The organism is Wocania arenilitoris (assembly GCF_021728535.1).
GTDB classification, from domain to species: Bacteria; Bacteroidota; Bacteroidia; order Flavobacteriales; family Flavobacteriaceae; genus Wocania_A; species Wocania_A arenilitoris.
In genome coordinates this window covers 193973-220052 of sequence record NZ_JAKKDU010000004.1, presented here as the reverse complement: position 1 = coordinate 220052, position 26080 = coordinate 193973, and the positions used below count along the sequence as shown (strand labels likewise).

Below are 26080 nucleotides of genomic sequence, written 5' to 3'. Positions count from 1 at the left end.
AAAAATTCATCCATTTTAAAACAATATAACACTAAAAAAGGAAATAATTAGTATAATATCATTGCACACACATTTCACTACTCTCCTATCGTCGTTTCGTAAAAAGAGTGTTCCATTAGCATTGTAAAGAAAATTTATAGAAGAAAAAAAATAAAAAAAAAGATGTATTAAACTTTCGCTTTTACCAAAGCTCAAGTTACATAACGCAGAACATTATAGTACAAATGTTATCATTTGTTTATTTAGCTTGTCAAATCATCCAAAACCAAACGCAATTCTCCATAAGTATATTTATCATCTAACTGATGCTTTAAATCTGAAAGGTTTTCAAATTTATGTTTTGGTATGAGTTCCTTTAATTCTTCGTAATGTGTTTCGGATATTAAATCGGTTATTTTAACCTCGCCAGTAGGAATAAAATGTGCTAAATGACCTGCTATTGTATTGGGGTTTAATTCTCTTATGTTTGCTATTTGGTCTATTGATTTTCCTGTTTTAAATAATTCTAGAGATTCATTTTTAGTATCACCTCGTTTTTTCTTTGGTTTTTCTGCTTCAAAAAAAATGGGTTCTGTGGAAGTCTCGATATTGTTTTCATCGCAATACGCATGAATAACCTTTAATATCTCACTGCCATATTTTTCTACTCTTACTTTACCCATGCCGTTAACTTGTAGTAATTCTTTTTTGTTAGTGGGCAGGGTTTCGCATATTTCATACAAGGCTTTTTGAGTAAAAATTTGATAATGAATTAAATCATTTGCTTCGGCTATATCGTTTCTAAGCACTCGTAATAACTCAAACAATTCCACATTGGTTGTGCCATCAATAACTGATTTACGTGGTTTTTTAGGCTTATCTTTTGCCAGAAAAACAGATTTTGCTCGCAACTCTAAAAATGTATTGACATTAAAACCTTTATCTAAACCTTTAAAATATGATAATTTAGCGGCTAATAATTCTTCAATAGCATCCAACTGCTTATTAATATCTTTTTTAATTTCTTTATTATCCGTTGTAAAAACTATTGTCTTAAAAGGCTCGCTAATGTAAGTTTTAGTTTGCTCGCTAAAATAATTTATAGCTTTTGTAAATCGCTCTTGTATAACTTTACTCGATTCTGGAATTTCATCAGATTTAGATAACGTTTTAAGTTGCCCCTCAAAGCTATTACTAACTTTCAATAAACTAGCTACTGCTTGTTTTATAGTATTTAAAGGTGTTTCAATTTGCCCTTCAATAACGGTTCTGTTTTTATAATAAATGTCTAAAATTCGATTTACAGGATATAAAAACTTATAAAAATTAAATAATTCGGAAATTAAATTGAGTTGAAATTCAGACTTCGATTCTTGTAAAATGGATGCATCAGGTTGATTATCTTCAGCATTTTTAACAAACGATAATACATTGCTGTCGCTAATTATTTGATTGGAATTTATTTTGTTTTTTAGCACCAAACCTTCCAACGATTTACATCGGCTTAATGCCACATAAGTTTGTCCGTGCGCAAAGGCGCCTTGAGCATCAATAATAGCTTTTTCAAAAGTTAACCCTTGACTTTTATGAATGGTAATTGCCCAAGCTAATCGCAAAGGCATTTGTGTGTACGATCCTATTTTATTTTCGGTAATGGCTTTGGTTTCAGCATCAACATTATAATTAATGTTTTCCCAAACTTCGGGGGTGGTTACAATGTTAAAATCATCGTCAGGACAATTCACAACTACTTCATCTTTATCTAATAAAATAACTTTACCAATTTTTCCATTGAAATAGCGTTTTTCAGGAGAACTATCATTTTTAATAAACATAACTTGCGCTCCAACCTTTAACTCTAGTTTTTCGTCATTAGGATAAGCATAATTAGGAAATTTACCTTCTACAACTGCTTTATAAGTATGTGCTTTTGTTTTTAGTTTTGATAGTTCTGCATTATTGGTTTGTTCTGCTTTATTATTATGTGTTGTTAAAGCAATGTAGCCTTCTTTTTCATTTGGCACAAAATTGGGTTGGTAGCATTTGTTTAGTTCATTTGCAGATTCTTGAGTTAATGTATTGTTTCTTATTTCATTTAAAATATTTATAAATTTAGGATTGTCTTGCCTATAAATATGTTTTAGCTCAACAGTAATAGCGTTACATTTTTGATACGCATGACTACTAAAAAAGAAGGCATTTTTATAATGCGCTTTTAGTAATTGCCATTCATTGTCTTTAACTACTGGCGATAATTGCTGTAAGTCGCCAATCATTAATAATTGAACGCCACCAAAAACTTTGTTTTTATTTTTAAAACGCCGTAGTGTTTTATCAATGCCATCCAATAAATCGGCACGAACCATACTAATTTCGTCAATAACCAAAAGGTCTAAAGACTTGATTATATTGATTTTGGTTTTATTAAATTTTCTATTGAAGTTAGAAGAATTATTCAATTCTGCATCTGGTAAAATAGGACCAAATGGCATTTGAAAAAACGAGTGTATGGTAACGCCTTTGGCATTAATGGCTGCTACACCAGTTGGTGCGACCACAACCATACGCTTTAACGATTTCATTTTAAGCTTATGTAAAAACGTAGTTTTACCAGTACCTGCCTTTCCGGTAAGAAATACATTTCTATCTGTATTGTTTACAAAATCCCAAGCTAAATCTAATTCGTTATTTACATCCATTTAAAAACCCTTCAACTAACTTTTTTAACTAGTTTGCCAACTGTAAGTCCTTGCACTAAAATTGAAAACACGACCACTACATAGGTAATCACTAAAAACAAATCGCGTTGCATAGCTTCGGTTAAACCTAATGCTAAGGCTATTGAAATGCCACCTCGTAATCCGCCCCAAGTCATTATTAAATTTGTTTTTGGCACAAAATCTAATCGTTTTTTAAAGAAATTAATTGGGAATAATAACGATGTATATCTGCATAAAAGTATAATAGGAATGGCAATTAATCCTGCCAAAATATATTTGCCATCAAAAGCTAGAACAAGCATTTCCATGCCAATAAGCACAAATAAAATGGTGTTTAAAAGAATATCTATAAGTTCCCAAAATTTATCGACATAATTTTCGGTAATCTTAGACATGGCATTACCTCTAACGGTATCGTTGCCAACAATTAATCCTGCAGTAACCATTGCTAAAGGTGCCGATAAATGGAGTTTATGTGCTATAACAGTTCCTCCCATAACTGCTGCTAAAGTTATAATAACTTCAATATCGTAATCGTCTATAGACTTCATCAATCTATAAGTAATCCATCCTAAAATCCCTCCTAATAAAACACCTCCAAAAACTTCTTTACCAAAAAGACTAAAAACATCAAAAGCCTCAACCTCTCCAGCACCTAAAGCAGCAATTTGAAAAATAGTTAGAAATATAACGACACCAACACCATCATTAAATAAAGACTCCCCAACAATTTTAACCTCTAGTTTTTTAGGCACACCTGCCTTCTTTAAAATACCTAAAACCGCAATAGGATCGGTTGGCGAAATTAATGCTCCAAACAACAAGCAATAAATAAAATCGATATCTAAATTAATTAGCTTTAAAATATAAAACATGCTTATGCCAACTAAAAATGTAGACACTAAAACTCCAAAAGTTGCAAACACAAAAACAGGCCAACGTTGTACTTTTAGTTGTTGAAAATTGGTATGTAAAGCTCCTGCAAACAAGAGAAAACTAAGCATAACATCTAACAAAACCGCTTTAAAATCTATTTGAGTAATAATATATTTTTCGGCATTTAAAAGTGTAGAATCAAAATAACTTAATGCAAAAACACCTAAAGTAAAAACAATAGTAATTAGCATTAATCCAATAGTGTTTGGTAATTTTAAAAAACGTACATTAACATATCCAAAAATTGCCGATAGTGTTACTAAAACTGTTATTATAAAAAAATAATCGTTCATTATACCTAAGTTTAATTGTGCTAAAATAAAATTTAAAAATCTATATAAATAATTTATGTTAAGTAATGTAAAATTTATCGACTGAACCCTTTAAGATTTATATCTTTAGACAAAAATTTTTACATGCAAAAAACATATTACGACCCAGCAGATTTAAAAAAGTTTGGAAAAATAAGTGAATGGAACCAAGAGCTTGGAGATAAATTTTTTGAATACTACGGAAAAGTATTTGAAGAAGGCGCACTTACAGCCCGCGAAAAATCGTTAATTGCATTAGCGGTTTCTCACACCGAGCAATGCCCGTATTGTATTGATGCTTATACTAAAGACGGCTTGCAACGCGGTATAACAAAAGAAGAAATGATGGAAGCTTTACACGTTGGTGCAGCCATAAAAAGTGGCGCTACCTTAGTGCATGGTGTTCAAATGATGAATAAAGTGAATAAACTGGATGGGTAAAAGTTAGAAGACCGAAGAAAACTCCATTAATTTGGAAAATGAATATGACAAAACTAAAAACACAATCCCTACATAAGCGCAAAAGCGATTTAGCAAATAGCAATAAGCAACTCGAAATTTTATCTAATGGTATATTTCAAAATGGTGAATTACCAACCTTTAAAGCTAAAATTACTGAAACCAATCAATTTCCGCTTAAAGCAAAAAAATTAGAAATATTACAAATAAACGTTGGTTATATGTGTAATCAGGTTTGCGAACACTGTCATGTTGATGCTGGTCCAGATCGAAAAGAAATAATGACACGCGACACCATGTTGCAATGTTTGAAAGTTATAAAAAATACTGATGCACATACCTTAGATTTAACTGGAGGTGCACCAGAAATGAATCCAGATTTCAGATGGTTTGTAGAAGAAGCTGCCAAAGCTGGTATTAAAGATTTTATAGTGCGTTCTAACCTTACCATTATTCGTGCAAATAAAAAATATTACGATTTACCAGAATTCTTTAAAAAGCACAACGTGCATGTAGTTAGCTCAATGCCACATTGGACACGCGGAAAAACCGATAAACAAAGAGGAAATGGTGTTTTTGACGCATCTATTCAAGCCTTAAAAATGTTAAATAAAGTAGGTTACGGTATGCCTGAAAATAACTTAAAGTTAGATTTGGTTTACAATCCGTCTGGAGCTTTTTTACCAGGAGATCAAATGGCTATGGAGAAAGATTTTAAAAAGGCTTTGTTAGAAGATTTCAATATTCAGTTTCATAATTTATTTGCCATTACTAATTTACCAATTTCACGATTTTTAGATTATTTAATTGCTTCAGAAAATTATGAAGATTATATGTATGCGCTCGTAGAGGCCTACAATCCAAATGCTGTTGCAAACGTTATGTGTACTAATACGCTTTCTGTGAGTTGGGAGGGATTTTTGTACGATTGCGATTTTAATCAAATGCTAGAACTACCTGTAAACAGCAAAGCCAAACACATTTCGGAGTATAACGAGGCACTACTTGAAGGACGAAACATTGTTATCTCGCAACATTGCTACGGTTGTACTGCTGGCGCAGGAAGTAGTTGTCAAGGTGTAGTTGCTTAACCCAATTTCTGCATAGGCAGAAATCTCATACTATGAAAAACAAAATTTTATACATACTTCTATTTTTTTCAGGCATTAGTTTCGCCCAAGAATCGCTTTCAGAATTATTAAAAACATATAACTCCGAAAGCATTCCATATATTTCTGCTGAAGATTTATCAAAACAACAAAATGCTATCATTTTAGATTCAAGAGAATTATCTGAATACAAAACCAGTCATTTGCAACATGCTATTTGCGTTGGCTACGATAATTTTAAACTCAAAAAAACTGTAAAAAAGCTTAAAAACAAACAACAAACTATAGTTGTGTATTGCTCTTTAGGAATTCGTTCTGAAGATATTGCAGAAAAGCTCAAAAAGGCTGGCTACACTAACGTATATAATTTATATGGCGGTATTTTTGAATGGAAAAATAATAATTTACCCGTTTATAATTCCAAAGAAAAAGAAACAGATAGCATACATACATTTAGCAAAGAATGGAGTAAATGGCTTAATAAAGGCACTAAAGTTTATGACTAAAGAACTCATTATCGTTTTTGTAAAAAACATTAAACTAGGCAAAGTTAAAACACGACTTGCAAAAAGCATTGGCAACCAAGGCGCATTTGAAGTGTATAGTGAACTAGTAAAAATTACTGAAAAAGCTACCGAAAATCTATCGATAGATAAACGCATATATTTCTCTGATGCTATTATCGACACCAAATGGGAAAACCATTATAAAACTGTTCAAGAAGGTGTAAATTTAGGAGAGCGCATGAAAAATGCTTTTATTAAAGGTTTTAAAGATGGCTACGAAAAAATCGTTTTAATAGGCTCCGATTTACCAGATATAAATTCTAATCATATTGAAAACGGATTGCAAGCATTAAATAATAATAATGTTGTTTTTGGACCAGCGATTGATGGTGGTTATTACCTTATTGGCATGACTAAAATACAAGATTTTATATTTGATAGTAAACCTTGGAGTGAATCAAATTTATTAGAAATCACACTTGATGAATTACAACAAAACAGCGTCTCATTTAATTTGCTAGAACCTTTAAATGACATTGACACTTTTGAAGATTTAGAAGCATCATCATTTTACAAATCAAATATTGAATTACAACAACGCATACAACAATTAAATGATAAAGCATATTAAAAAAACGGTAGAATATCTACAAGAAAAAGGATTCGATAACCCAGAAATAGGCATTATTTTAGGTACAGGTTTAGGACAGCTTATTAATGAAATTGAAATTATAAAAGAAGTTAGCTATAATCACATCCCTTATTTTCCAACTGCAACGGTCGAGTTTCACAAAGGGAAACTTATTTACGGAAAACTCTCCAATAAAAATGTTGTAGTTATGCAAGGGCGTTTTCATTTATACGAAGGATACACGTTACAAGATGTTACCTACCCTGTTCGTGTTATGGAAAAATTAGGTATAAAAACCTTATTGATATCTAATGCTGCAGGAGCTATAAACCTAAACTTTAAAAAAGGTGAACTCATGCTTATTGAAGATCATATAAATCTTCAAGGAAGCTCGCCTTTAGCTTTTAACGGTGTAGAAAAATTAGGCGAACGTTTTACAGATATGAGCGCTCCGTATGATTCTAATATTAATTCAACATTTAAATCCATAGCCAAAAAAAATAATATAAAACTTCACAAAGGTGTATATGCCAGCGTTGTTGGCCCTCAACTAGAAACCCGTGCAGAATACCGAATGCTTAAAATTATTGGTTCTGATGCCGTTGGAATGAGTACAGTTCCTGAAATTATAGTCGCAAATCATTTAAAATTAAAAGTGGCAGCAGTGTCAGTTTTAACAGATGAATGCGACCCAGATAACTTAAAACCTGTTGATATTGCAGAAATTATCGCTATGGCTGCAAAAGCAGAACCTAATATGATAACTTTATTTAAAGAATTGATTAAAACATTATAAAAATTTATGAGCAGTTACTTAGAAACCACTCACGATGTATATAAAGAAGCAGCTCTAACACCAGATATTGGATTATGCTGTACCACTAATCCTATTTGGGAATTACCAGGATTAAAAATTCCTAAAATCATGCAAGAAATGAACTATGGTTGTGGTTCTACCGTTCATGCACGCGATTTAACTAACAACCCTAAAATGCTATATGTTGGTGTTGGCGGCGGTATGGAATTATTACAGTTTGCATATTTTAATCGTCAAAAAAATGGTGTTATTGGTGTTGATGTTGTAGATGAAATGTTAGAAGCATCACGCAAAAATTTTATAGAAGCTGAAGCGCAAAATCCTTGGTTTAAAAGTGAATTTGTAGATCTTAAAAAAGGGGATGCTATGCATCTTCCTGTTGAAGATAATAGTATTGATGTCGCTGCGCAAAATTGCTTATTCAACATTTTTAAGGCTGATGATTTAAAGAAAGCCATTGCCGAAATGTATCGTGTTTTAAAACCTCATGGTCGTTTGGTAATGAGCGACCCTACATGTGAGCAACCAATGAATGATGAATTACGTAACGACGAACGTTTAAGAGCACTTTGCTTAAGTGGAAGTTTACCAATAGCAGAATACGTTAAAGCATTAACTAATGCTGGTTTTGGTACTATAGAGATTAGAGCCAGAAAACCATACAGAATTTTAGATCCTAAAAATTATCCAACAGATGAGTTAATTTATATTGAATCTATTGAAGTGGCCGCCATTAAAGATCCAATTCCCGAAGATGGTCCATGTGTTTTTACAGGAAAAGCTGCTATTTATTATGGAGACGAAGATTATTTTGATGATGGTTTAGGTCATATTTTACTAAAAAATCAGCCTTTAGCTATTTGCGATAAAACAGCTGGAGCTTTACAAGCTTTAAATAGAGACGATATTTATTTTAGTGAGTCTACGTTTCATTACGATGGTGGCGGATGTTGTTAGGCAATAATTGCCCTTTAGTAATTTATTAAATTATGAAATATCTAGTTCTTATACTACTTCTTAGTTTTTTAACATCATGTTCTGGAACAAAAAAAATTACTAAAAACACAAGTAAACCAAAAGCTGTAGAGGAAACGACAACTGTAAAGAAAGTAGATACTCTTGTTAAAAAAGAACCTAAAACAAAAGAAGATTCTCAAAACCTAGAAATAACTGAAGAAGAAGTTAATAAATACTTTAATCAAACACTTTCAAAACGATTTATTACTACGCATCAATTATGGGATGAATTGTTAGTAAAACATGTTTCTAATAATGGCGTTGTAAATTATAAATCATTTAAAACCAATCGTAAAAAATTACTTGATTATATTCATACACTAAATTTAATGTTTTCAAATGAAGCTTTTCAAACACTATCAAAACAAGACAAATTAGCCTTTTGGATTAATGCTTACAACGCTATGACTGTCGATTTAATTTTACGTCATTATCCAATAAAAAGCATAAAAGAGATAGATAAACCTTGGGATTTGCGCTATTGGAAATTAGGTAATAAATGGTATAATTTAAACGAGATTGAGCATAAAATTTTACGAAAAATGAACGAACCCAGAATTCATTTTGCTATTGTTTGTGCTTCAGTTTCTTGCCCTAAATTATTAAGCGAAGCTTTTACTGCATCAAATTTAGAAGAGCAACTTACCAAAACAACAAAAGATTTTTTAAGTGATTCAACAAAAAACAATATCTCAAAAGACAATATAAAATTGTCAAAAATATTTCAGTGGTTTGCTAAAGATTTTAAGCAAGATGGGAGTTTGATAGATTTTTTAAATCAATATTCTGAGATTAAAATTTCCGCTAAAGCAAAAAAAAATTTTAAAAATTATAATTGGAGTTTGAATGAATAAATAAAAAGATGAAACACCAAATTTCTATAATAATACCTACATTAAATGAAGCAGATAATATTGGCAATCTGCTTGAATACTTGCTTAAAAACACTTCTAAAGAAAATATAGCAGATATTATTGTTGTTGATGGCGGCAGTAAAGATGACACACAAAATATTATTTCAAAATTCAAAAAAGTTTCATTTCAAAATTCAAAAAAAGGACGTGCAAAACAAATGAATTTAGGTGCAGAAAATACCACAGGAAACATTCTATATTTTTTACATGCAGATTCACTTCCACCTAAAAATTTTGACACAGACATCATTAATCAAATTAAAAATAGCAATCAAGCAGGTTGCTTTATTATGAGGTTTAATAGTAACCATTGGTGGCTAAAACTTGCAGGTCAATTAACTCGACTACCATTCAAATCTTGTCGTGGCGGCGATCAAAGTTTATTTATTACAAAATCTCTTTTTAATACTATTGGTGGTTTTAACGAAAATTTTAAAATTTACGAAGACAACGATTTAATTGGTAAGCTATACGCTTGTAAGCAGTTTGTAGTTATTCAAAAATGGTTAACTACATCTCCAAGACGTTACAACACTAATGGTATTTGGCGTTTACAATTTCATTATTGGGCTATTCATTTAAAAAAATGGTTAGGAGCCTCGCCAGAAAAACTTAACCAATATTATTTAAAACACGTTAAGTGTTAAAAAGTGATAAAACTCACTTAATGAAACCCTAAATGTTACATTTAGCTAATAAAATCGTCTAATTTAATAGCGTATAGATTTTTATATGAAGCCAAAACTACTTTTTTTATTAGTTACCCTTTTTATTTCTCAATTGTTTAATGCACAAGAATCAATACATGCAAAATTGATTGATTCTACTACGCAAAAGCCTATCCCTTTTGCAACTATAGAACTCAATAAAAAATCTGGTGTTATTAGTAACGAAAATGGTATTTTTCAGATGTATTTAGGTAAAAAAATCACTAAAAAAGACTCTCTTTATATCAACTGCTTGGGCTATGAAACTAAACGCGTTGCAGTTAAAAAATTTACAGACAGTATTATTGTTTTAAGCACAAAATCTATTGAATTAAATGAAGTTTTAGTTTCTAATAAAAAATACACAGTAGATGAAATAATTGAAAAAGCTAAAGAGAACTTAGCTAATAATTACGATTTTGAATATAGTAAAAGCAGGTTATTTTACAGACAATCTGACAATAATAATATTATTAAAAACACGATAGATATTAAAAAATCGACGATTCCAGAAATTAATCAAAAGTTTGTGGATAGCATTTTATACATCATGCCAAAAAACTCTGGAAACTATACTGAAATTTTAGGTGATTTTTACCAAAAACCTATTTCTAAAGATGCTTTGAAATTAGATATTATTAAGGCTTCAAACCTTTATGATAAAAACAATGAAATCTCATTTGAAGGTTTAGAAGAAAAGTTTAATAACATATTTAAAAAGCACGTTAAAAGAGACTCGTATTTTAAAATTAAATCTGGAATTTTTGAAACAAAAGAAGATATAGATTCTTCACTTTTTGGTAAAAATAAAGAAGTAGACAAAGACATTGAAAAAACAAAAGCTTTTATTGAAGAGCAAAAAAAGAATGAAGCTGAAAGGAAAAAGAACTTTTTAAGATATAGAAAACATGCTATTTCAAATTTAGGAGCTAGTAGTTGTATTTTTGAAGACTCGCATTTAAACTTTCTTGAAAAATCTAACCGATACGAATTCGAGCTTTTAGATTACCAATTTTTAAATGGCGAATTTGCCTATAAAATAACTTTTACGCCTAAAAGAAAAGAAGATTTTAAAGGCGTAATATATGTTAATACTGATGATTTTGCGATTATACGATTAGATTATGAGAATGTAAAACCATTAAAAAAGTTTAGGCTTTTAGGTATTTCTTTTTCTCATTACCAAACAAAAGGCACGTATATTTACTCGAAAAACAACACGGATAAATATGCACTTAAATATGCCGAAGTAGAATTAGGGAGTAAATTTGGTATTAAAAGACCTTTAAAAATTATTGAAAAAAACAAACACACAAAAGGCAGAAGAAAACAAAATGAAATATCAACAGATATTCATTTTCAGGTAGCTAATATTGTAAAAAAGGAACTTGTAGTTTTTGAAAACGAAAGCATCACTGAAACTATATTTAACAGTTTTAAAGAAAAGGCTAAAGTTAAACCAACATATTTACCAAAATACGATCCTGAGTTTTGGAAAGGATATAACGTTATGGAACCTAACCAAGCTATAAAAGATTTTAAGAGTATTGAGTAGTTTACACTTTATTTCTCCCCTTTTCATTTGGATACAAAGCTGGTAAATTATCACTCTGAAAAATGGCTTTAGTATTTATATTAATCCCAGAAAGCTTACCAGTAAAGGCAGCACCTGTATCAATATTCCAAACATTTGCAGCATGCATAGGTTCATCTACTTTAAAATTGATTGTTGGTGTATGCCCAATATAAATTTCGGAGTAATGTTTTAATCGATTTGGATAAATAGTTGAATCTTTCTCAATGCTTTCATCCATAATTAAAGCCATCTCCCAAAGTGTTCTATCAAAATAAAGGCTCGCTTTAAAAACCTCTTTTTCTACACCATGCATTGATGTAAATCCTGCATGAACAAATAACCTTTTTTTATCATCAATGTAGAACAGTGGCATACTTTCAAAAAACTTTAAATGTTCCTTTTTTTTATCTTCTGAAAAACCCACATAACTATCCATAGTTTCTTTGCCACCGTGCATATACCAAATGGGGTTAACATCGTCGTTTCTTAACCATTCTTCACACCAAACATCATGATTTCCTTTTATAAATATGCAGTTTATTTTTTGTGATAGCTCAATTAAAAACTGAATAACTTGAGCAGATTCGCTCCAACCATCAACATAATCGCCTACAAAAATAAGGGTGTCATCATCTTTTATCTCCATTTTATTTAAGAGCTGAATTAAAGCTTTTAAACCCCCATGAATGTCTCCTATTGCAAATGTTCGCATACTTAAATTTTCAATCAAAAATAAATGTTTGTATTGGAATTAACCAGATTTTGCGTTTGAAAACTTACTTTGGCGGGTTGGTGCGTTAGGGATTGAGCAATTGTTGGAGCTCCTCGCAGAGAGCGACTTGTGAAAGCCCGACCCCAAGGCACGAAGGGGTAACGCCCTAAATACTTTAAAAATACTGCCCAATACCAAATACAAAACCGTTAGTTGAGTTTTTTGTTATACCATAACCATAATCAATTCTAAAAATGGCATTGTATATTTTTTTATGAATGAAGCGTAAGCCTAAACCCGGATATACTTTAATGTTGTCATCCTTACTAAAATCGCCAAAATCGCCTCCTGGGTTTCTCCAAGAACCTGCATCTACAAATGCATTTCCTTGTAAAACAAACCAATTTTTTTCATATAATGTATAACGATATTCTGTATTTAAAACAATAACTCCTGTGCCTCTATCAATAGTATTACCAACTCCACGAACATTTAAATTATTATCAACAGAAAAAGGTGCAAACGGTGTTTCATCATTACTAGATAAACCCAATCGCACTCTGTTAGCCCAATTCCCTTTTTCTCCTATACGTTTAAAATAAAAAAAATCATTCCAACCTATAAAAAAGTCAGGGAGCATATCGTTGGTTGACGTAACGTATTGAAAATTGAATATGCTTCTAAAGCCAGTAACAAATTGATAAAAATAATTTAGATTGTTATACTCATAAATCCCCTTTACCAACCATTTATGCACGTTTAATTCGGGACGATTATTAACGTTTTCTCCTTTAAAACGGTAATCTTCGGTAAAGTAATTTACTCCAAATTCTAATCTATTATGAAAATTGAATCGGTACAAACCAAGAATTTCGTAGCTCTTATTATTGTATTTGTATTGTGCTGTTTCATCTTCAAAAAACACAGGTTCTTGTGTGGTTAAATCTTGATAGTTAGCAGCTAATCCCCAATGTTTAGAAAACAAAAATGGGGCTCTAAGATTAATGGCATGCGAATCGTAAATATCTTTCTGATAAAACCCACCAAAAATAATATTCCTTCCAAAGGCATTAAACTCGTATAAACCTATACGATAGGCAAACTCATCATTATCTGTGGTATAAAAATTAACCGAAGGTATTAAAGTAAAGTTCTCTTCAATATTGTAAAACACATTACATTCATTATCTGCAGAATGAAACACTTGGTAGTAGGCGTGCGATACCGAAGGCAAATGTTTTAAACGCTTTATATCCTGCTCTATAACTAATGAATCTAACTTTGCTCCTGCTTTAATTGTTGAAATACTTTTTATAAAAGATGTTTTAAGCTTTTTATTGCCTTGAATTTTTAAATCGGCAACTGTAAAATTCTGCGAAAACAGACTCACGCTAAATAAACTCAATATTAGGATGGTTAGAATTTTATTCATTGTGCATCAAAAGTTTTTTGAATTACCCAATTTACCCAATTATCTTCACTAACATCCATTAAAGTGAAATTATAACTGTTTCCTATAATTAATTCTGGTGGCGCATCTGTTGTTACATTTAAAACCACATTAGAAATGTCGTAATATTGAAAATCATTATCATAGGTATAAGTTCCTGAAAGTAAATTGTTTTGTTCATCAGAAACAACTTGAAAGTATATGGCATTATCGCCAAAAGCATTGTGTTCCCACTTAAAATTTGGCATTCCAGACTGCGATTGATCTATGGCAACTTCATCATTCCAAACTGTGGGTTTTGTTAAATGCTTAATTCTAATTGGGTTTGATATTTTTATTTCTCCATCCAACTCAAAAGTAACAATAACCCATTTTTCATTGGGTGACGATTGTGGAAACCTCCCTAAATACCCATTAAAAAGAGGTTCGCTATAGAGATCGTTTAGAAGGTAATTTGAAAAATCATCTTTATTAACTTGAGCATTTTGGGTTTCATAAAACCGAATATTAATAGCTCCTGCTTCTGGGTAATAAAACGTTAAAACATCGTTTGTTTTTTCATCACTTGCTGCACAAGCAATAACAGCTCCCATTTCAAAAGATTTATTTAAAATATAAACATCTAAAGTATTCCCTAAGTTGTCATCATTATCATTTAAACAAGATGTAAAAACTAAAAAACTAACAAATATGTACTTTATTTTGTTCATTTAGAATTTAATAAACTGTTCACGCAATACAGTTTCTACAGGTTTATTTTGTGGGGTAAATTGAGTGTTATCTAAACCCCCAACTTTATTATGATTAACAAACCATTTCCAAACAAAACCACCTGCAAACCAGTCTTCATTCCAAAAGGTTTCAAATAGAGCTTTAGTTGTATTAGTTTGAGCTTCTAAATTAACTTGATTCATGCTTCTATCGCTTTTCCAAGGTTCTTTTCCTGCATAATCTACACTTCTATAGCCAAACTCGGTAAACAAAATTGGTTTTTTAAAAGTACTCGAAAGTGCTTTAATAACTGGTTTATGCTCTTTCCATCCATTTAAACAATCTTCAACTGTTGGTGTTTTACTCTCACTAACGGGAAAATATGCATCAACCCCAATAAAATCTAAATCACTCCAAAATGGAGTGCGTTTAAACTCATCCCAATTTGCTGCATAAGTTAATTTGCCTTTATATATATTCTTTATTTTAGCTATTAAATTATTCCAATACTTTGGTCTGTTTACAATAAACTTTTCAAGTTCGGTACCAATACAAAATATTTCGGCATTTACTTCTTGAGCTAGTAAAGCATATTCCATTATAAAACTGGTATATGAATCTTCTAACAGTTTCCAATTAGTCTCATCTTTCATTTCAATATAACCAGTAAATTCGCCATGCCAAACCCAAATTTGGGGTTTTAACATGATTTTAATCTGCTGCTCTCTAAGTACTTCTATATATTGCTTTGCTCCTGCTCTAGTTTCTCCAAACCATTGTCTATCTGTGTTATGAACTATTTCTGGGTGGTTTAAATTTTTTATAAACCCAAAAGGCATGACTGCCGCATAATTTGCATTAACACTAGTAACAGGCTTTACATGAACCTTCTTAAGAGCTTCTCTTGAAGCCACAAAACTTACTCCGTTAATTTTTTCAATTTGACTTGAGCAAGCTTGAAAACTTAATATAAAAAAAACAATTAGAAGCTTAAATAGTTTCATTATAAAACAATTAATAAGCTTCTAATTTACATTATTAATTAGAATAATGCTCTTAAGCCTATATTAAACGTTTGTCCCAAACCTGTAGAATTTCCTCTAACAAAATTGGTGTACAAGGTTTCAATATTTAACTCATCAGTCAATTGATATTTTAAACCGCCTCCTAGAGCTGTAAAATCTTGAGAAAAATCATTTCCCACATCAATTAATTGCGAGTGTTGTATTAATGCTAAAATGGTGAATTTAGAACTTGGGAAATAACTTAAAAACACCCCTGGTGTTAAGCGCAAACTATTGTTAGCAAAACTTCCTTCAATTTGGTTTCCATTATTATCTCTAGTTAGTTTTTTACCAAAATTATATTCTGTGTTTAATTCAGAAAACAATTGCCAATCGCCACTTGTAAAACTATAATCATAAAAAAATCTGTTTTGGAAAATGAAGCCTTTTTGGTCTAAAAACACGCCGTTTTCATCTTCATTATCAACTAAAGGAATGTGAAAAGCGGTTTGAATAGTAAAATTACCTACATTTTTTATTGGATTGAATTTTATTGCAGGTGCAAATGATGTAAACCCAGAACGCGCAGATCCTCTTTGACCGTCGAACTTCAAAACATCTAAAGCTTTTCTTCCTCCAATTACATTTGAACGAAATTCTAAAATAAGCCCCAAATTAAATTTACCACTGTCTGATACCCCTGTAAATACATCCACTGTGGAAGTGAAAAAAGTATTTCTAGGAATATTCTGTTTTTGATTACCATTTGGACCACCAAATAAATCTTTTGTTTCAGTATAAAGATTATTGAACCATTTTATATCCCATTGACCCTTTTTAAGCAAAATTGATGGTGTATAAGTTTGAATAACACTGCGTTTTTGTTCTTGATCTTCTTCCTGAGAAAACCCTGAAAATGTTATCACTAAAAACACGAGTAATGCTATTATTTTTTTCATCTTATGTATTCTTAAATTTAATTGGTTAGTTATTGTTTGTTTAATTCCCAATCATAAGGAAAGTAGCTTAGTTTATACTTTCCTTCTAATTTTGTTGTTATGTATTTGTTTATAAAATCTATTTCATCCATTCCATTCATTGTAAAATCTTCTTTATACCATTCCATTATTTGAGATACTTGAACACGTTTTTTCTTAGCATTCACATTTATAAAACTTCCATTTATAGCCTTAACGGTTTGTGCTTCTAATTGCGAATCTAAAGTACTTGGTAAATACGCTTTATTAATTAATGGCGGACAACCAACGGCACCACAGACTAATACAAAATGAAACCGAGCATCGTTAAATTGGGCTCTCAGCAATTTGTGTTCAATATCATTTAAGGTAATGTTTTTACCTGCTAAACTATAAGTTGTTTTATCAAAAAAACCAGCGTTATCTATAGGCGATTGAGTAGGGTAATTATCTATAATTCCTTTTATTACAGATAAATTATAGGCATTAATCCAAAAGGCCTGATATGTTTTTGCATCATTTTTTGAAACCGAAACAACTTCTGCTATTTTTAATAATTCATTTAAATCACTTTGGTCCTTATGAATTTCTGAGTAAGCCACTTTTCCATTAACAACATGGGTTTTAAAAAACACATCAGCTTTATTAAGAAAGCCATTTATATCTTGCGAAAATCCTATACTACTAACTAAAATAATTACTAATATGATTATTTGTTTTTTCATTCGATTTAATTTTTCGTTTACAAAGCAACAACATCTATGTCGTATAAAATGTTAGTTAACTTACATTGTTAAAAAAAATTGCCCTCTGTAAAAAATTTAAACCTCACACTATTGTTTCAATTTAAAGCAATTCTAAATTAATACTTCAAGTTAAGTTATTATATTTAACTTCGACCTATTACAGCATAACTAACAAAATCATGGAACACATCGTTATTATAGGAAACGGAATTTCTGGCGTAACTGCTGCAAGACATATTAGAAAACTTTCCGACAAAAAAATTACTATTGTTTCTGCCGAAACTGATTATTTCTTTTCTCGTACTGCATTAATGTATGTGTACATGGGTCACATGAAGTTTGAACATACACAACCATATGAGGATTGGTTTTGGAAAAAAAACAGGATTGAACTTAAAAAGGGCTTTGTAAAGCAGATTGAAACTAAATCTAAAACCTTGCATTTTGCAGAAGGTGACACCTTACAGTATGATAAATTGATTATTGCTACGGGCAGTAAACCCAACAAATTTGGATGGCATGGGCAAGATTTAGATGGTGTGATGGGGATGTACCATAAACAGGATTTGGAAAAACTGGAAAAATATGCACCAAACAACAAAGTTTGCAAACGTGCTGTAATTGTTGGTGGTGGCTTAATTGGAATTGAGTTGGCAGAAATGTTACATTCCAGACATATTCCTGTTACTTTTTTGGTACGAGAAAGTAGTTTTTGGAATGGTGTGTTACCAGAAGAAGAAAGTACGATGATAAATCGCGAAATATTAGCCAACGGTATCGATTTAAGATTATCTACCAATTTAAAAGAAATAGTTTCCGATGAAAATGGACAAGTAAAATCGGTAATTATTCAGGAAACAGGTGAAGAAATTCTTTGTAATGTAGTTGGACTTACTGCTGGTGTTTCACCTAATATCGATTTTATAAAAGATTCTAGCATTGAAACAGGAAGAGGCGTAAAAGTAAATCGCTATTTAGAAACTAATATTCCTGATGTTTATGCCGTTGGAGATTGTGCCGAACAACATGAAGGTATTGACCAACGCAGAACCATTGAAGCGGTTTGGTACACAGGACGCATGATGGGAGAAACCGTTGCACAAACCATTTGTGGAAACCGTATTCAATATAAACCTGGACATTGGTTTAACTCTGCAAAATTCTTTGATATTGAATATCAAACTTATGGTTGGGTTTGGGCGCAACCTAGAGAAAATGAAGCGCGTTTTTATTGGGAACATAAAGATGGTAATAAATGTATTCACATTAATTATGATAAAAATACACGAGGATTTATAGGCATAAATACCTTCGGCATTAGAATGCGCCATGAGTTTTTTGATAAAGTTTTAACCAAAAAAGAGTCTGTAGATTATGTTTTAGAATACTTAGCAGACGCCAACTTCGATCCTGAGTTTTATAAACTTCACGAGAAAGACATCGTTAAAAAATTTAATACAGAAAACAATACTAACATTCAACTTAAAAAGAAAAGTTGGAAACGCATATTCGCTTAAAAAATAAAGACATGAAAATAATAAAACAGTTAGGATTAGTCTTATTTTTAATAGGCTTAGGCATTTTTACCGGAACACTCTTTACAGGTAGTTTTAGTTTATCAGAAGCTGAATTTGATGAATTCATAACATCAAAAAACTATAAAAGTGAAATTATAAAAGAGGAACTTAAAAAAGCTACAGTTACCGAGGAAGACTTAAATATTTTTGAGTTTTCTAGTCGCGTTCGAAATGCTTATGAAACTTCCAACAACCATTATGATACATTAATAGCAAAGTATGATGCTGAAAAAAACTGGGACAAAAAAGGTGAACAATACCAATATAAAATCTATGGAAAACCTCATACTTTAAGTTATGAAATAGCAAAAAAAGCGGGTTCTGGATTTGTGAAGAAACATGGTGGTTTACTATGGTGGTTCACGTTTGGGCTAGCAATTATTGGCGCACTACTCTTTATACTACCAAACATTATTTTATTAGGCAGACCTGGTATTAAACACAACGGTATTTATCATGAAGCAAGTACCAATCGTGGTTGGATTGCTTGGTTAGTTTTAGTGTATTTAGTGGTATTTTATTTATTGCTATATTTTATGGCAGATTATGTTGTTAATTGGACATATATTCTTGACCCTATAAGTAAATTTCTAAATGGTGGACCAGCAAGTCAATGGTTTGTTTATGGGTTTTTGTATTGTGTAATTATGCTAGTTATGGCAGCACGTATGTACATAAAATATAGACATAACAAATACCAAATCATTCGTACTACTTCGGTGTTGTTTTTTCAAATTGTTTTTGCGTTCCTTATTCCTGAAATCATGACAAGTCTTAATATGCCTGGATACGATTTTAAAAATGCATTTCCTTTAGATTACGATTTCTTTTTTGAATGGAATTTAGATAGCTTAAGAGATAGTGGAGCAATTGGGCTTTTTATATTGGTTTGGGGTATCATATTAACACTTATAATCGTACCCGTTATGGTATATTTCTTTGGAAAACGCTGGTATTGCTCATGGGTTTGTGGTTGTGGTGGTTTAGCTGAAACTTTAGGCGACCCGTATAGACAACACTCCGATAAAAGTTTGAATGCTTGGAAATTAGAGCGCTGGTTAATTCACTCCGTTCTAATGTTCTCATTAGTAATGACATTGGTGACTTTATACTGCTATTTTTCAGGAGATGAAGCATTTCTTGGTATAAAATCACAATGGATAAAAGACACCTATAGCTTCTTAATTGGAGCTTGGTTTGCAGGTGTAATTGGCACTGGCTTCTACCCTATTTTTGGTAATCGCGTGTGGTGTCGTTTTGGTTGCCCGTTAGCAGCCTATTTAGGTTTAGTACAGCGTTTTAAATCTCGATTTAGAATTACAACAAATGGAGGACAATGTATCTCTTGCGGAAACTGCTCTACCTATTGCGAGCAAGGAATTGATGTTCGTGCTTATGCGCAGAAAGGAGAAAATATAGTGCGCTCTAGTTGTGTAGGTTGTGGTATTTGTTCTGCAGTTTGCCCACGAGGTGTTTTAAAACTAGAAAATGGACCAGAAAAAGGTCGTATTAATCCGACTGATATTTTATTGGGCAACGATGTAGACCTTATGGATTTAGTAAACCAAAAATAAACCCTTTTGAAGTATTCAATTATAATTTTTAGTTTAATATGTTGCTTTACTATCGAGAGTAATGCGCAAAAAACATATAAGAGAATTTATTACAACAATGGGAGTCTGCAAGCTGAGGGTTGGCTAAATGGCGATACGAAAACCAAGTATTGGACATTTTATTATCCTAACGGTAAAGTGCAAAAAGAAGGTCATTTCAAAAACAATAAGCCTATAAAATATTGGTATTTTTACCGTGAAAATGGCACTAAAGAAAGTGAAGGACATTTTATAAATGGACAGAAGAATAATTGGTGGTTAATTTATGATAATATAGGGAAAATTAATCATAAATGCCAGCTAAAAAACAATTTGAAAAACGGTTATTGTTTCATGTATTTTAATAAAGAATTAGTTTCTGCTAAACGCTTTAAAGAAGGTAAACAGATTAATGAATGGACAGATTTTAAGTCTTTCAGAAAAGACAATAATCTTAAAGATTTAAAATGACTAAAATAAACGTAATTATTCCAGCTTATAACGAAGCTGACTCCATATCACATGTTATTAAAGATATTCCATCGATAGTTGAAGAAATTATTGTAGTGAGTAACAACTCAAGTGACGCTACTGAAGAAAACGCCAAAAAAGCTGGCGCTACAGTTCTTAAAGAAAATAAACGTGGGTATGGTTACGCATGTTTAAAAGGAATGGATTACATTTCTAACAAAAAAGATAAACCAGACATCATTGTTTTTTTAGATGGCGATTATAGTGATTACCCTGAAGAGCTTGAAAAAATAGTAGCACCAATAATTAAAGATGATGTAGATTTTGTAATTGGAGCGCGAGTAAAACGACTACGTGAAAAAGGTTCTATGACCATGCCTCAAATATTTGGGAATTGGTTAGCTACCTTTTTAATGAAATTAATGTTTAATGCAACGTTTTCAGACTTAGGCCCTTTTAGAGCAATAAAATACAATAAGCTTTTGGTTCTTAAAATGGAAGACAAAACCTATGGCTGGACAGTTGAGATGCAACTTAAAGCCCTAAAACAAAAACTAAGTTATGTTGAAGTGCCGGTAAATTATCGAAATAGAATTGGCATTTCAAAAGTTTCAGGAACAGTAAAAGGTGCTATATTTGCAGGCATAAAAATATTGACTTGGATTTTTAAATACAGTTTTAAATAATGTATATAGAAACCGTAATTATTGTTGTTTATACCATTGCGTTATTGCTCATTTTTATGTATGCATTGGCTCAGTTAAACCTATTATTTAACTACTTATCTGCAAAAAAAAGTACCACCGATTTAAAATTCAATTTATCTAATCCAGAAGAAGTACCCTTTGTAACTATTCAACTTCCTGTCTATAACGAAATGTATGTTATGGAACGCTTGCTGGATAATATTGCAAAAATTGATTACCCAAAGGAAAAACTAGAAATTCAAGTTTTAGATGATTCTACTGATGAAACTGTTGAAACTACTCGTACTCATATTAAAAAACTTCAGTCTAAAGGTTTAGACATAAAACATATTACCAGAAAAATACGAACAGGATTTAAAGCTGGTGCATTAAAAGAAGGACTTGAAGTTGCAAAAGGTGAGTTTATTGCCATTTTTGATTCAGATTTTCTACCTCAAAAAGATTGGTTAAAACGCACAGTGCCTTATTTTAAAAATAGCGATATTGGTGTTGTACAAACACGTTGGGGGCATATTAATAGAGACTTTTCAATACTTACCAAAATTCAAGCATTTGCCTTAGACGCACATTTTACTTTAGAGCAAGTAGGAAGAAATAGCAAAGGCCATTTTATAAACTTTAATGGTACAGCTGGTATTTGGAGAAAAACGTGTATAATAGATGCTGGAAATTGGGAAGGCGATACCCTTACAGAAGATTTAGATTTGAGTTATCGTGCTCAACTTAAAAACTGGAAATTTAAATACTTAGAGGATGTAGAAACACCAGCAGAGCTTCCTATAGTTATTAGTGCAGCACGTTCGCAACAATTTAGATGGAATAAAGGAGGTGCTGAAAACTTTAGAAAAATGATGTGGAAAGTATTAAAAAACAAAAATATTTCGTCTAAAACAAAAGTTCACGGTTTACTACATCTACTAAACAGCACTATGTTTTTAAACATATTAATAGTGGCAATTTTGAGTATTCCTATGCTTTATATAAAAAATGAATTTGAACACTTAAAACCTTACTTTATTGTTATGAGTTTCTTTGTAGCAAGCACGGTTATATTTTTTATTTGTTACTGGATTATGTATCGAAAAATTTACGGTGGTGGTATTAAAAACTTTATGAATTACATAGGGATGTTTTTTGTTTTTTTCTCTATAGCTATGGGCTTTTCTTTACATAATTCTATTGCCGTTTTAGAAGGGCATTTAGGCAAAAAAAGTGAATTTGTACGCACGCCTAAATTTAATATAGGCAACATTAAAGATGCTTGGAAAAAGAATAAATACCTTAAAAAAAGACTTTCGGTAAACGTTATTTTCGAAGGACTTTTAATGTTATACTTTGCCTTTGGAATGTACAGTGCATTTATAGTTGGTAATCAAGGTGGCGATTTTGGTCTTTTCCCATTTCACCTTATGCTCTTTTTTGGGTTTGGTTATGTGTTTGTAAAATCGTTAACTTCTAAAGTTTAGTTTTAATTTTTGTGCTAGTTGTTTTCTTTAAACTCATCAAACTTTGATTTTGCATCAACTTTTGGAAAGCTATTGTTATCCATATCAGTATCAGCAAACTCAAAATTAGGGTCTAGATTTACTTTAGCAACTTCCTTTTCTTTTATAAATGTTTGTTTAACCTCGTATTCATTTCTTCGCCAAATTTGAGCAGGTAATTTATCTAAGTCTTTTGATCCATCAGTATAAATCCATTCGATGGTAACAGGCATAATTAATCCGCCTTTATTTTTAATAGTTACTTCATAAATATTTTTTCCTGACACTTGTTTTCTAACTTCCGCTTCATCAATTCTAGATAAAAACTGGCCATAAGCTGCATCTGGAGTTGCAGCCATATTTATAACTTCTGGTCCGCTAGAAAAATCTTTAGCTTTTTTACCTGCGTTTTCACCTTCAATTTTAAATTGAGATTTTTTCTTTTGGTCTTCAATGTTTGTGTTTTCTTCAAAAACTTTAAACCATTTTACATCGGCTAGCTCCATGTCAACATTATCGGTTGTAAAAAACCAACCTCTAAAAAACCAATCTAAATCGGTTGCTGTGGCATCCTCTAAAGTTCTAAATAAATCTCCCGGATTTGGATGCTTGTATTTCCAGCGGTTAGCATACTCTTTAAAAGCTTGATCGAATAACTCTTTACCAATAATTGAGTTACGCAACATTTGTAAGCCAACAGTAGGTTTTAAATAAAAATTAGCCCCAAATTGACTCATCAATTCATTATCCGAAGTCGTCATTATAGGTCTCAAAATATTTTTATCACCACTCATAAATGGCACAATACTCTTTGGAGTTTTAGTATTAAAATCTGGATAACGCTCTGCCACAGTACGTATATTTAAAAATGTATTCAACCCTTCGTCCATCCACATCCATTTCCTTTCGTCTGAACTTACAATCATCGGAAACCAATTATGCCCTACTTCGTGAATTATAGTTCCAATCATACCCTGTTTAGCACGGTCACTTATTTTTCCATTTTTCGGTCGTCCACCATTAAAACTAATCATTGGAAATTCCATACCAATATTTGATGTATTTACCGAAATACAAACAGGGTAAGGATAATCAAAAGTTGCTTCAGAATATACTTCTAAAGCATGCATAATCGCTTTTGTAGATTCTTCTTTCCAAACAGGTAAACCTTCCTTTGGATAAAAAGACATCGCCATAACAGTATTAGTTGGCAACTTTACAGCCTGTGCATCCCAAATAAACTTACGCGACGATGCAAATGCAAAATCGCGAATATTTTTTGCATTGAATTTCCACGTTTTTAATTTTTTTGATTTTGTTTTTTCATTAGCCTCAGCTTCTTCTTTTGTAATAATCATTATAGGTTTATCGAGTGATTTACGAGCTTCATCTAATCGTTTCTGTTGTGTTTTTGACAATACTTTTTCGCTATTTTGAAGAACTCCTGTTGATGCTACAGTATGATCTTCAGGGACAGAAATTTCAACTTCGTAATCACCAAACTCTAAAGCAAACTCACCTAATTTCTGAAACTGCTGATTTTGCCAACCTTCAGTATCATTATAAACAGCCATTCTAGGAAACCAATGCGCAATTAAATAAACCGTATTATCATCTTCTGGAAAATACTCGTAACCTTCTCTAGAAAGCAAATACATGCTACGATCTGTTATTGGGTAAGACCAAGCGATAGAAAAACTCATTGATGCACCCGATTTTAAAGGTGTATCAAGCAAAACTTTCATCATTGTATTATTAACTAAAGATTTTATAGGGTTTCCATTTCCATCCTTTATATATTTTATAGAATAGCCAGCAGGAAAATCAATAGCTCTAGTGAGAAATTGCATTTGTCTGGCATTTATTCCTTCTCTTATATTGTTATTTATACTTCCAAAATCTTCATTTTCCTTTTTATTTACATTTTGTTCTAATTGAATCCATAAATAACTTAAATCATCTGGCGAATTATTAAAGTAAGTAATGGTTTCTTCACCAGAAATCGTATTATTAGCTTCATCTAAAACAGCCTTAATTTTATAATTAGCACGTTGTTGCCAGTATGCTTTTCCAGGTGCACCACTTGCCGTACGATATATATTTGGAGCTGCAATCATATTGTCAATGGGTTCAAATTTACCTTGCCACTTTTGGGCTTGAGCTTTAATTGAAAAAAGAATAAGAAATGCTAGGAGAATATGTCGCATGATTTTTAAAATATTTAAATGAGTTAGTCATGCACAATATAATAAATATTAGCAGTTTAACTTTTAAAAAGATTATGAAATTAACTTAAAATTAGGTAATTACAAATACTAGAAATTGTAAGTGCTTTTAGTTGTTTTAAGAATAAGTGTTCAGTACCTTTGCAGCCCAAAAAAGAGATTAAATATGAGTAAGAAAAAAGCATTAACTTTTGATGTATTGATTGAAATACCTAAAGGAAGTAGAAATAAATACGAATACGACTTTACATTACATAAAATTCGTTTTGATAGAACTTTATTTTCATCTATGATGTATCCAGGAGATTATGGATTTATTCCTGAAACTTTGGCCTTAGATCAAGACCCATTGGATGTGCTTGTACTAGGAACAGAACCAACTTACCCCATGGTGGTTATGGAAGTTAAACCTATTGGTGTGTTTCATATGACTGATGAAAAAGGTCCTGACGAAAAAATAATTTGCGTACCTGTTTCAGACCCTGTTTGGAGTAAAAGAACTGATATTTCAGATTTAAACCCTCACAGACTAAAAGAGATTGAACATTTTTTTCAAGTATACAAAGATTTAGAAAAGAAAAAAGTAGATACAGGCGGTTGGGGTAATTCTGAAGAAGCTACCAAAATTTACCACGAATGCATAAAGCGTTATGATGAAAGTGAACACAAGAAGAAAAGAACTTTCACTATTTAAACAGGCGCTAAAAACATATTAATTTAAAAATAAGCCACCTTGAATTTA

The 26080-nt window shown here is 31.4% G+C and carries 24 protein-coding genes; 15 read left to right on the top strand and 9 right to left on the bottom strand.

What is annotated here, in order from left to right:
* Window positions 1-242: 242 nt before the first annotated feature.
* Window positions 243-2678: a helix-turn-helix domain-containing protein gene (locus L3X37_RS04850; RefSeq protein ID WP_237239041.1), complete on the bottom strand. Its 2436-nt coding sequence runs from the start codon at window positions 2676-2678 to the stop codon at window positions 243-245.
* 11 nt (window positions 2679-2689) lie between these two features.
* A complete protein-coding gene (locus tag L3X37_RS04845) occupies window positions 2690-3928 on the bottom strand; it encodes a cation:proton antiporter (protein ID WP_237239040.1) in 1239 nt (412 codons plus the stop codon).
* Between the two features lie 123 nt (window positions 3929-4051).
* On the opposite strand from L3X37_RS04845, the gene L3X37_RS04840 reads away from it, so the two are divergent.
* The 9 genes from L3X37_RS04840 to L3X37_RS04800 all read left to right on the top strand — a co-directional run bounded on the left by L3X37_RS04840 (window position 4052) and on the right by L3X37_RS04800 (window position 11661).
* The gene (locus tag L3X37_RS04840) at window positions 4052-4387 is read left to right on the top strand and encodes an arsenosugar biosynthesis-associated peroxidase-like protein (protein ID WP_237239039.1); all 336 of its coding nucleotides are present in this window, start codon (window positions 4052-4054) and stop codon (window positions 4385-4387) included.
* Between the two features lie 44 nt (window positions 4388-4431).
* Window positions 4432-5496 (top strand): arsenosugar biosynthesis radical SAM (seleno)protein ArsS, encoded by a 1065-nt coding sequence (gene arsS / locus L3X37_RS04835; protein WP_237239038.1) that lies wholly within the window; start codon window positions 4432-4434, stop codon window positions 5494-5496.
* Window positions 5497-5528: 32 nt separating this feature from the next.
* A complete protein-coding gene (locus tag L3X37_RS04830) occupies window positions 5529-6020 on the top strand; it encodes a rhodanese-like domain-containing protein (RefSeq protein WP_237239037.1) in 492 nt (163 codons plus the stop codon).
* Window positions 6013-6651 carry a TIGR04282 family arsenosugar biosynthesis glycosyltransferase gene (locus tag L3X37_RS04825; RefSeq protein ID WP_237239036.1) on the top strand — a complete coding sequence of 213 codons (639 nt, stop codon included), beginning with the start codon at window positions 6013-6015 and terminating at the stop codon, window positions 6649-6651. Before L3X37_RS04830 ends, L3X37_RS04825 begins: the two co-directional genes overlap by 8 nt.
* Window positions 6635-7447 carry a purine-nucleoside phosphorylase gene (locus L3X37_RS04820; RefSeq protein WP_237239035.1) on the top strand — a complete coding sequence of 271 codons (813 nt, stop codon included), beginning with the start codon at window positions 6635-6637 and terminating at the stop codon, window positions 7445-7447. Before L3X37_RS04825 ends, L3X37_RS04820 begins: the two co-directional genes overlap by 17 nt.
* 6 nt (window positions 7448-7453) lie before the next feature.
* Window positions 7454-8425, top strand: coding sequence for an arsenosugar biosynthesis arsenite methyltransferase ArsM (arsM, locus tag L3X37_RS04815; RefSeq protein WP_237239034.1), 972 nt, complete (start codon window positions 7454-7456; stop codon window positions 8423-8425).
* 32 nt (window positions 8426-8457) lie between these two features.
* A complete protein-coding gene (locus L3X37_RS04810) occupies window positions 8458-9339 on the top strand; it encodes a DUF547 domain-containing protein (protein WP_237239033.1) in 882 nt (293 codons plus the stop codon).
* A gap of 8 nt (window positions 9340-9347) precedes the next feature.
* Complete coding sequence (locus L3X37_RS04805) at window positions 9348-10046, top strand: TIGR04283 family arsenosugar biosynthesis glycosyltransferase (RefSeq protein ID WP_237239032.1); 699 nt, start codon at window positions 9348-9350, stop codon at window positions 10044-10046.
* An 85-nt stretch (window positions 10047-10131) separates the two neighbouring features.
* Window positions 10132-11661, top strand: coding sequence for a carboxypeptidase-like regulatory domain-containing protein (locus L3X37_RS04800; protein WP_237239031.1), 1530 nt, complete (start codon window positions 10132-10134; stop codon window positions 11659-11661).
* A 1-nt stretch (window position 11662) separates the two neighbouring features.
* Here the strand turns inward: L3X37_RS04800 and L3X37_RS04795 are convergent, their stop codons facing one another.
* From L3X37_RS04795 to L3X37_RS04770, 6 genes are all read right to left on the bottom strand, one after another.
* Entirely contained in the window at window positions 11663-12394 is a 732-nt protein-coding gene (locus L3X37_RS04795; protein ID WP_237239030.1) for a metallophosphoesterase family protein, read from the bottom strand.
* A 175-nt stretch (window positions 12395-12569) separates the two neighbouring features.
* A complete protein-coding gene (locus L3X37_RS04790) occupies window positions 12570-13826 on the bottom strand; it encodes a POTRA domain-containing protein (protein ID WP_237239029.1) in 1257 nt (418 codons plus the stop codon).
* Window positions 13823-14554, bottom strand: a complete 732-nt coding sequence (locus tag L3X37_RS04785) for a hypothetical protein (RefSeq protein ID WP_237239028.1) — start codon at window positions 14552-14554, stop codon at window positions 13823-13825. Before L3X37_RS04785 ends, L3X37_RS04790 begins: the two co-directional genes overlap by 4 nt.
* Window positions 14555-15559, bottom strand: a complete 1005-nt coding sequence (locus L3X37_RS04780) for a glycoside hydrolase family 113 (protein ID WP_237239027.1) — start codon at window positions 15557-15559, stop codon at window positions 14555-14557. It lies immediately after the preceding gene.
* Window positions 15560-15597: 38 nt separating this feature from the next.
* Window positions 15598-16518, bottom strand: a complete 921-nt coding sequence (locus L3X37_RS04775) for a transporter (RefSeq protein ID WP_237239026.1) — start codon at window positions 16516-16518, stop codon at window positions 15598-15600.
* A 29-nt stretch (window positions 16519-16547) separates the two neighbouring features.
* Entirely contained in the window at window positions 16548-17261 is a 714-nt protein-coding gene (locus tag L3X37_RS04770; RefSeq protein ID WP_237239025.1) for a DUF547 domain-containing protein, read from the bottom strand.
* A 200-nt stretch (window positions 17262-17461) separates the two neighbouring features.
* On the opposite strand from L3X37_RS04770, the gene L3X37_RS04765 reads away from it, so the two are divergent.
* From L3X37_RS04765 to L3X37_RS04745, 5 genes are read left to right on the top strand one after another with little or no spacing between them, the layout of a single operon-like run.
* A complete protein-coding gene (locus L3X37_RS04765; RefSeq protein ID WP_237239024.1) occupies window positions 17462-18799 on the top strand; it encodes an NAD(P)/FAD-dependent oxidoreductase in 1338 nt (445 codons plus the stop codon).
* A gap of 11 nt (window positions 18800-18810) precedes the next feature.
* Entirely contained in the window at window positions 18811-20433 is a 1623-nt protein-coding gene (locus L3X37_RS04760; RefSeq protein WP_237239023.1) for a 4Fe-4S binding protein, read from the top strand.
* Between the two features lie 6 nt (window positions 20434-20439).
* Window positions 20440-20922: a toxin-antitoxin system YwqK family antitoxin gene (locus L3X37_RS04755; protein ID WP_237239022.1), complete on the top strand. Its 483-nt coding sequence runs from the start codon at window positions 20440-20442 to the stop codon at window positions 20920-20922.
* Window positions 20919-21608: a glycosyltransferase family 2 protein gene (locus L3X37_RS04750; RefSeq protein ID WP_237239021.1), complete on the top strand. Its 690-nt coding sequence runs from the start codon at window positions 20919-20921 to the stop codon at window positions 21606-21608. Before L3X37_RS04755 ends, L3X37_RS04750 begins: the two co-directional genes overlap by 4 nt.
* Window positions 21608-23095 carry a cellulose synthase family protein gene (locus L3X37_RS04745; protein WP_237239020.1) on the top strand — a complete coding sequence of 496 codons (1488 nt, stop codon included), beginning with the start codon at window positions 21608-21610 and terminating at the stop codon, window positions 23093-23095. Before L3X37_RS04750 ends, L3X37_RS04745 begins: the two co-directional genes overlap by 1 nt.
* A 14-nt stretch (window positions 23096-23109) precedes the next feature.
* Here L3X37_RS04745 and L3X37_RS04740 read toward each other — a convergent pair whose 3' ends face one another.
* The gene (locus L3X37_RS04740; protein WP_237239019.1) at window positions 23110-25320 is read right to left on the bottom strand and encodes a M1 family metallopeptidase; all 2211 of its coding nucleotides are present in this window, start codon (window positions 25318-25320) and stop codon (window positions 23110-23112) included.
* A gap of 184 nt (window positions 25321-25504) precedes the next feature.
* Here L3X37_RS04740 and L3X37_RS04735 point away from each other — a divergent pair, with 184 nt between their 5' ends.
* Window positions 25505-26032, top strand: a complete 528-nt coding sequence (locus L3X37_RS04735) for an inorganic diphosphatase (RefSeq protein ID WP_237239018.1) — start codon at window positions 25505-25507, stop codon at window positions 26030-26032.
* Window positions 26033-26080: the final 48 nt, after the last annotated feature.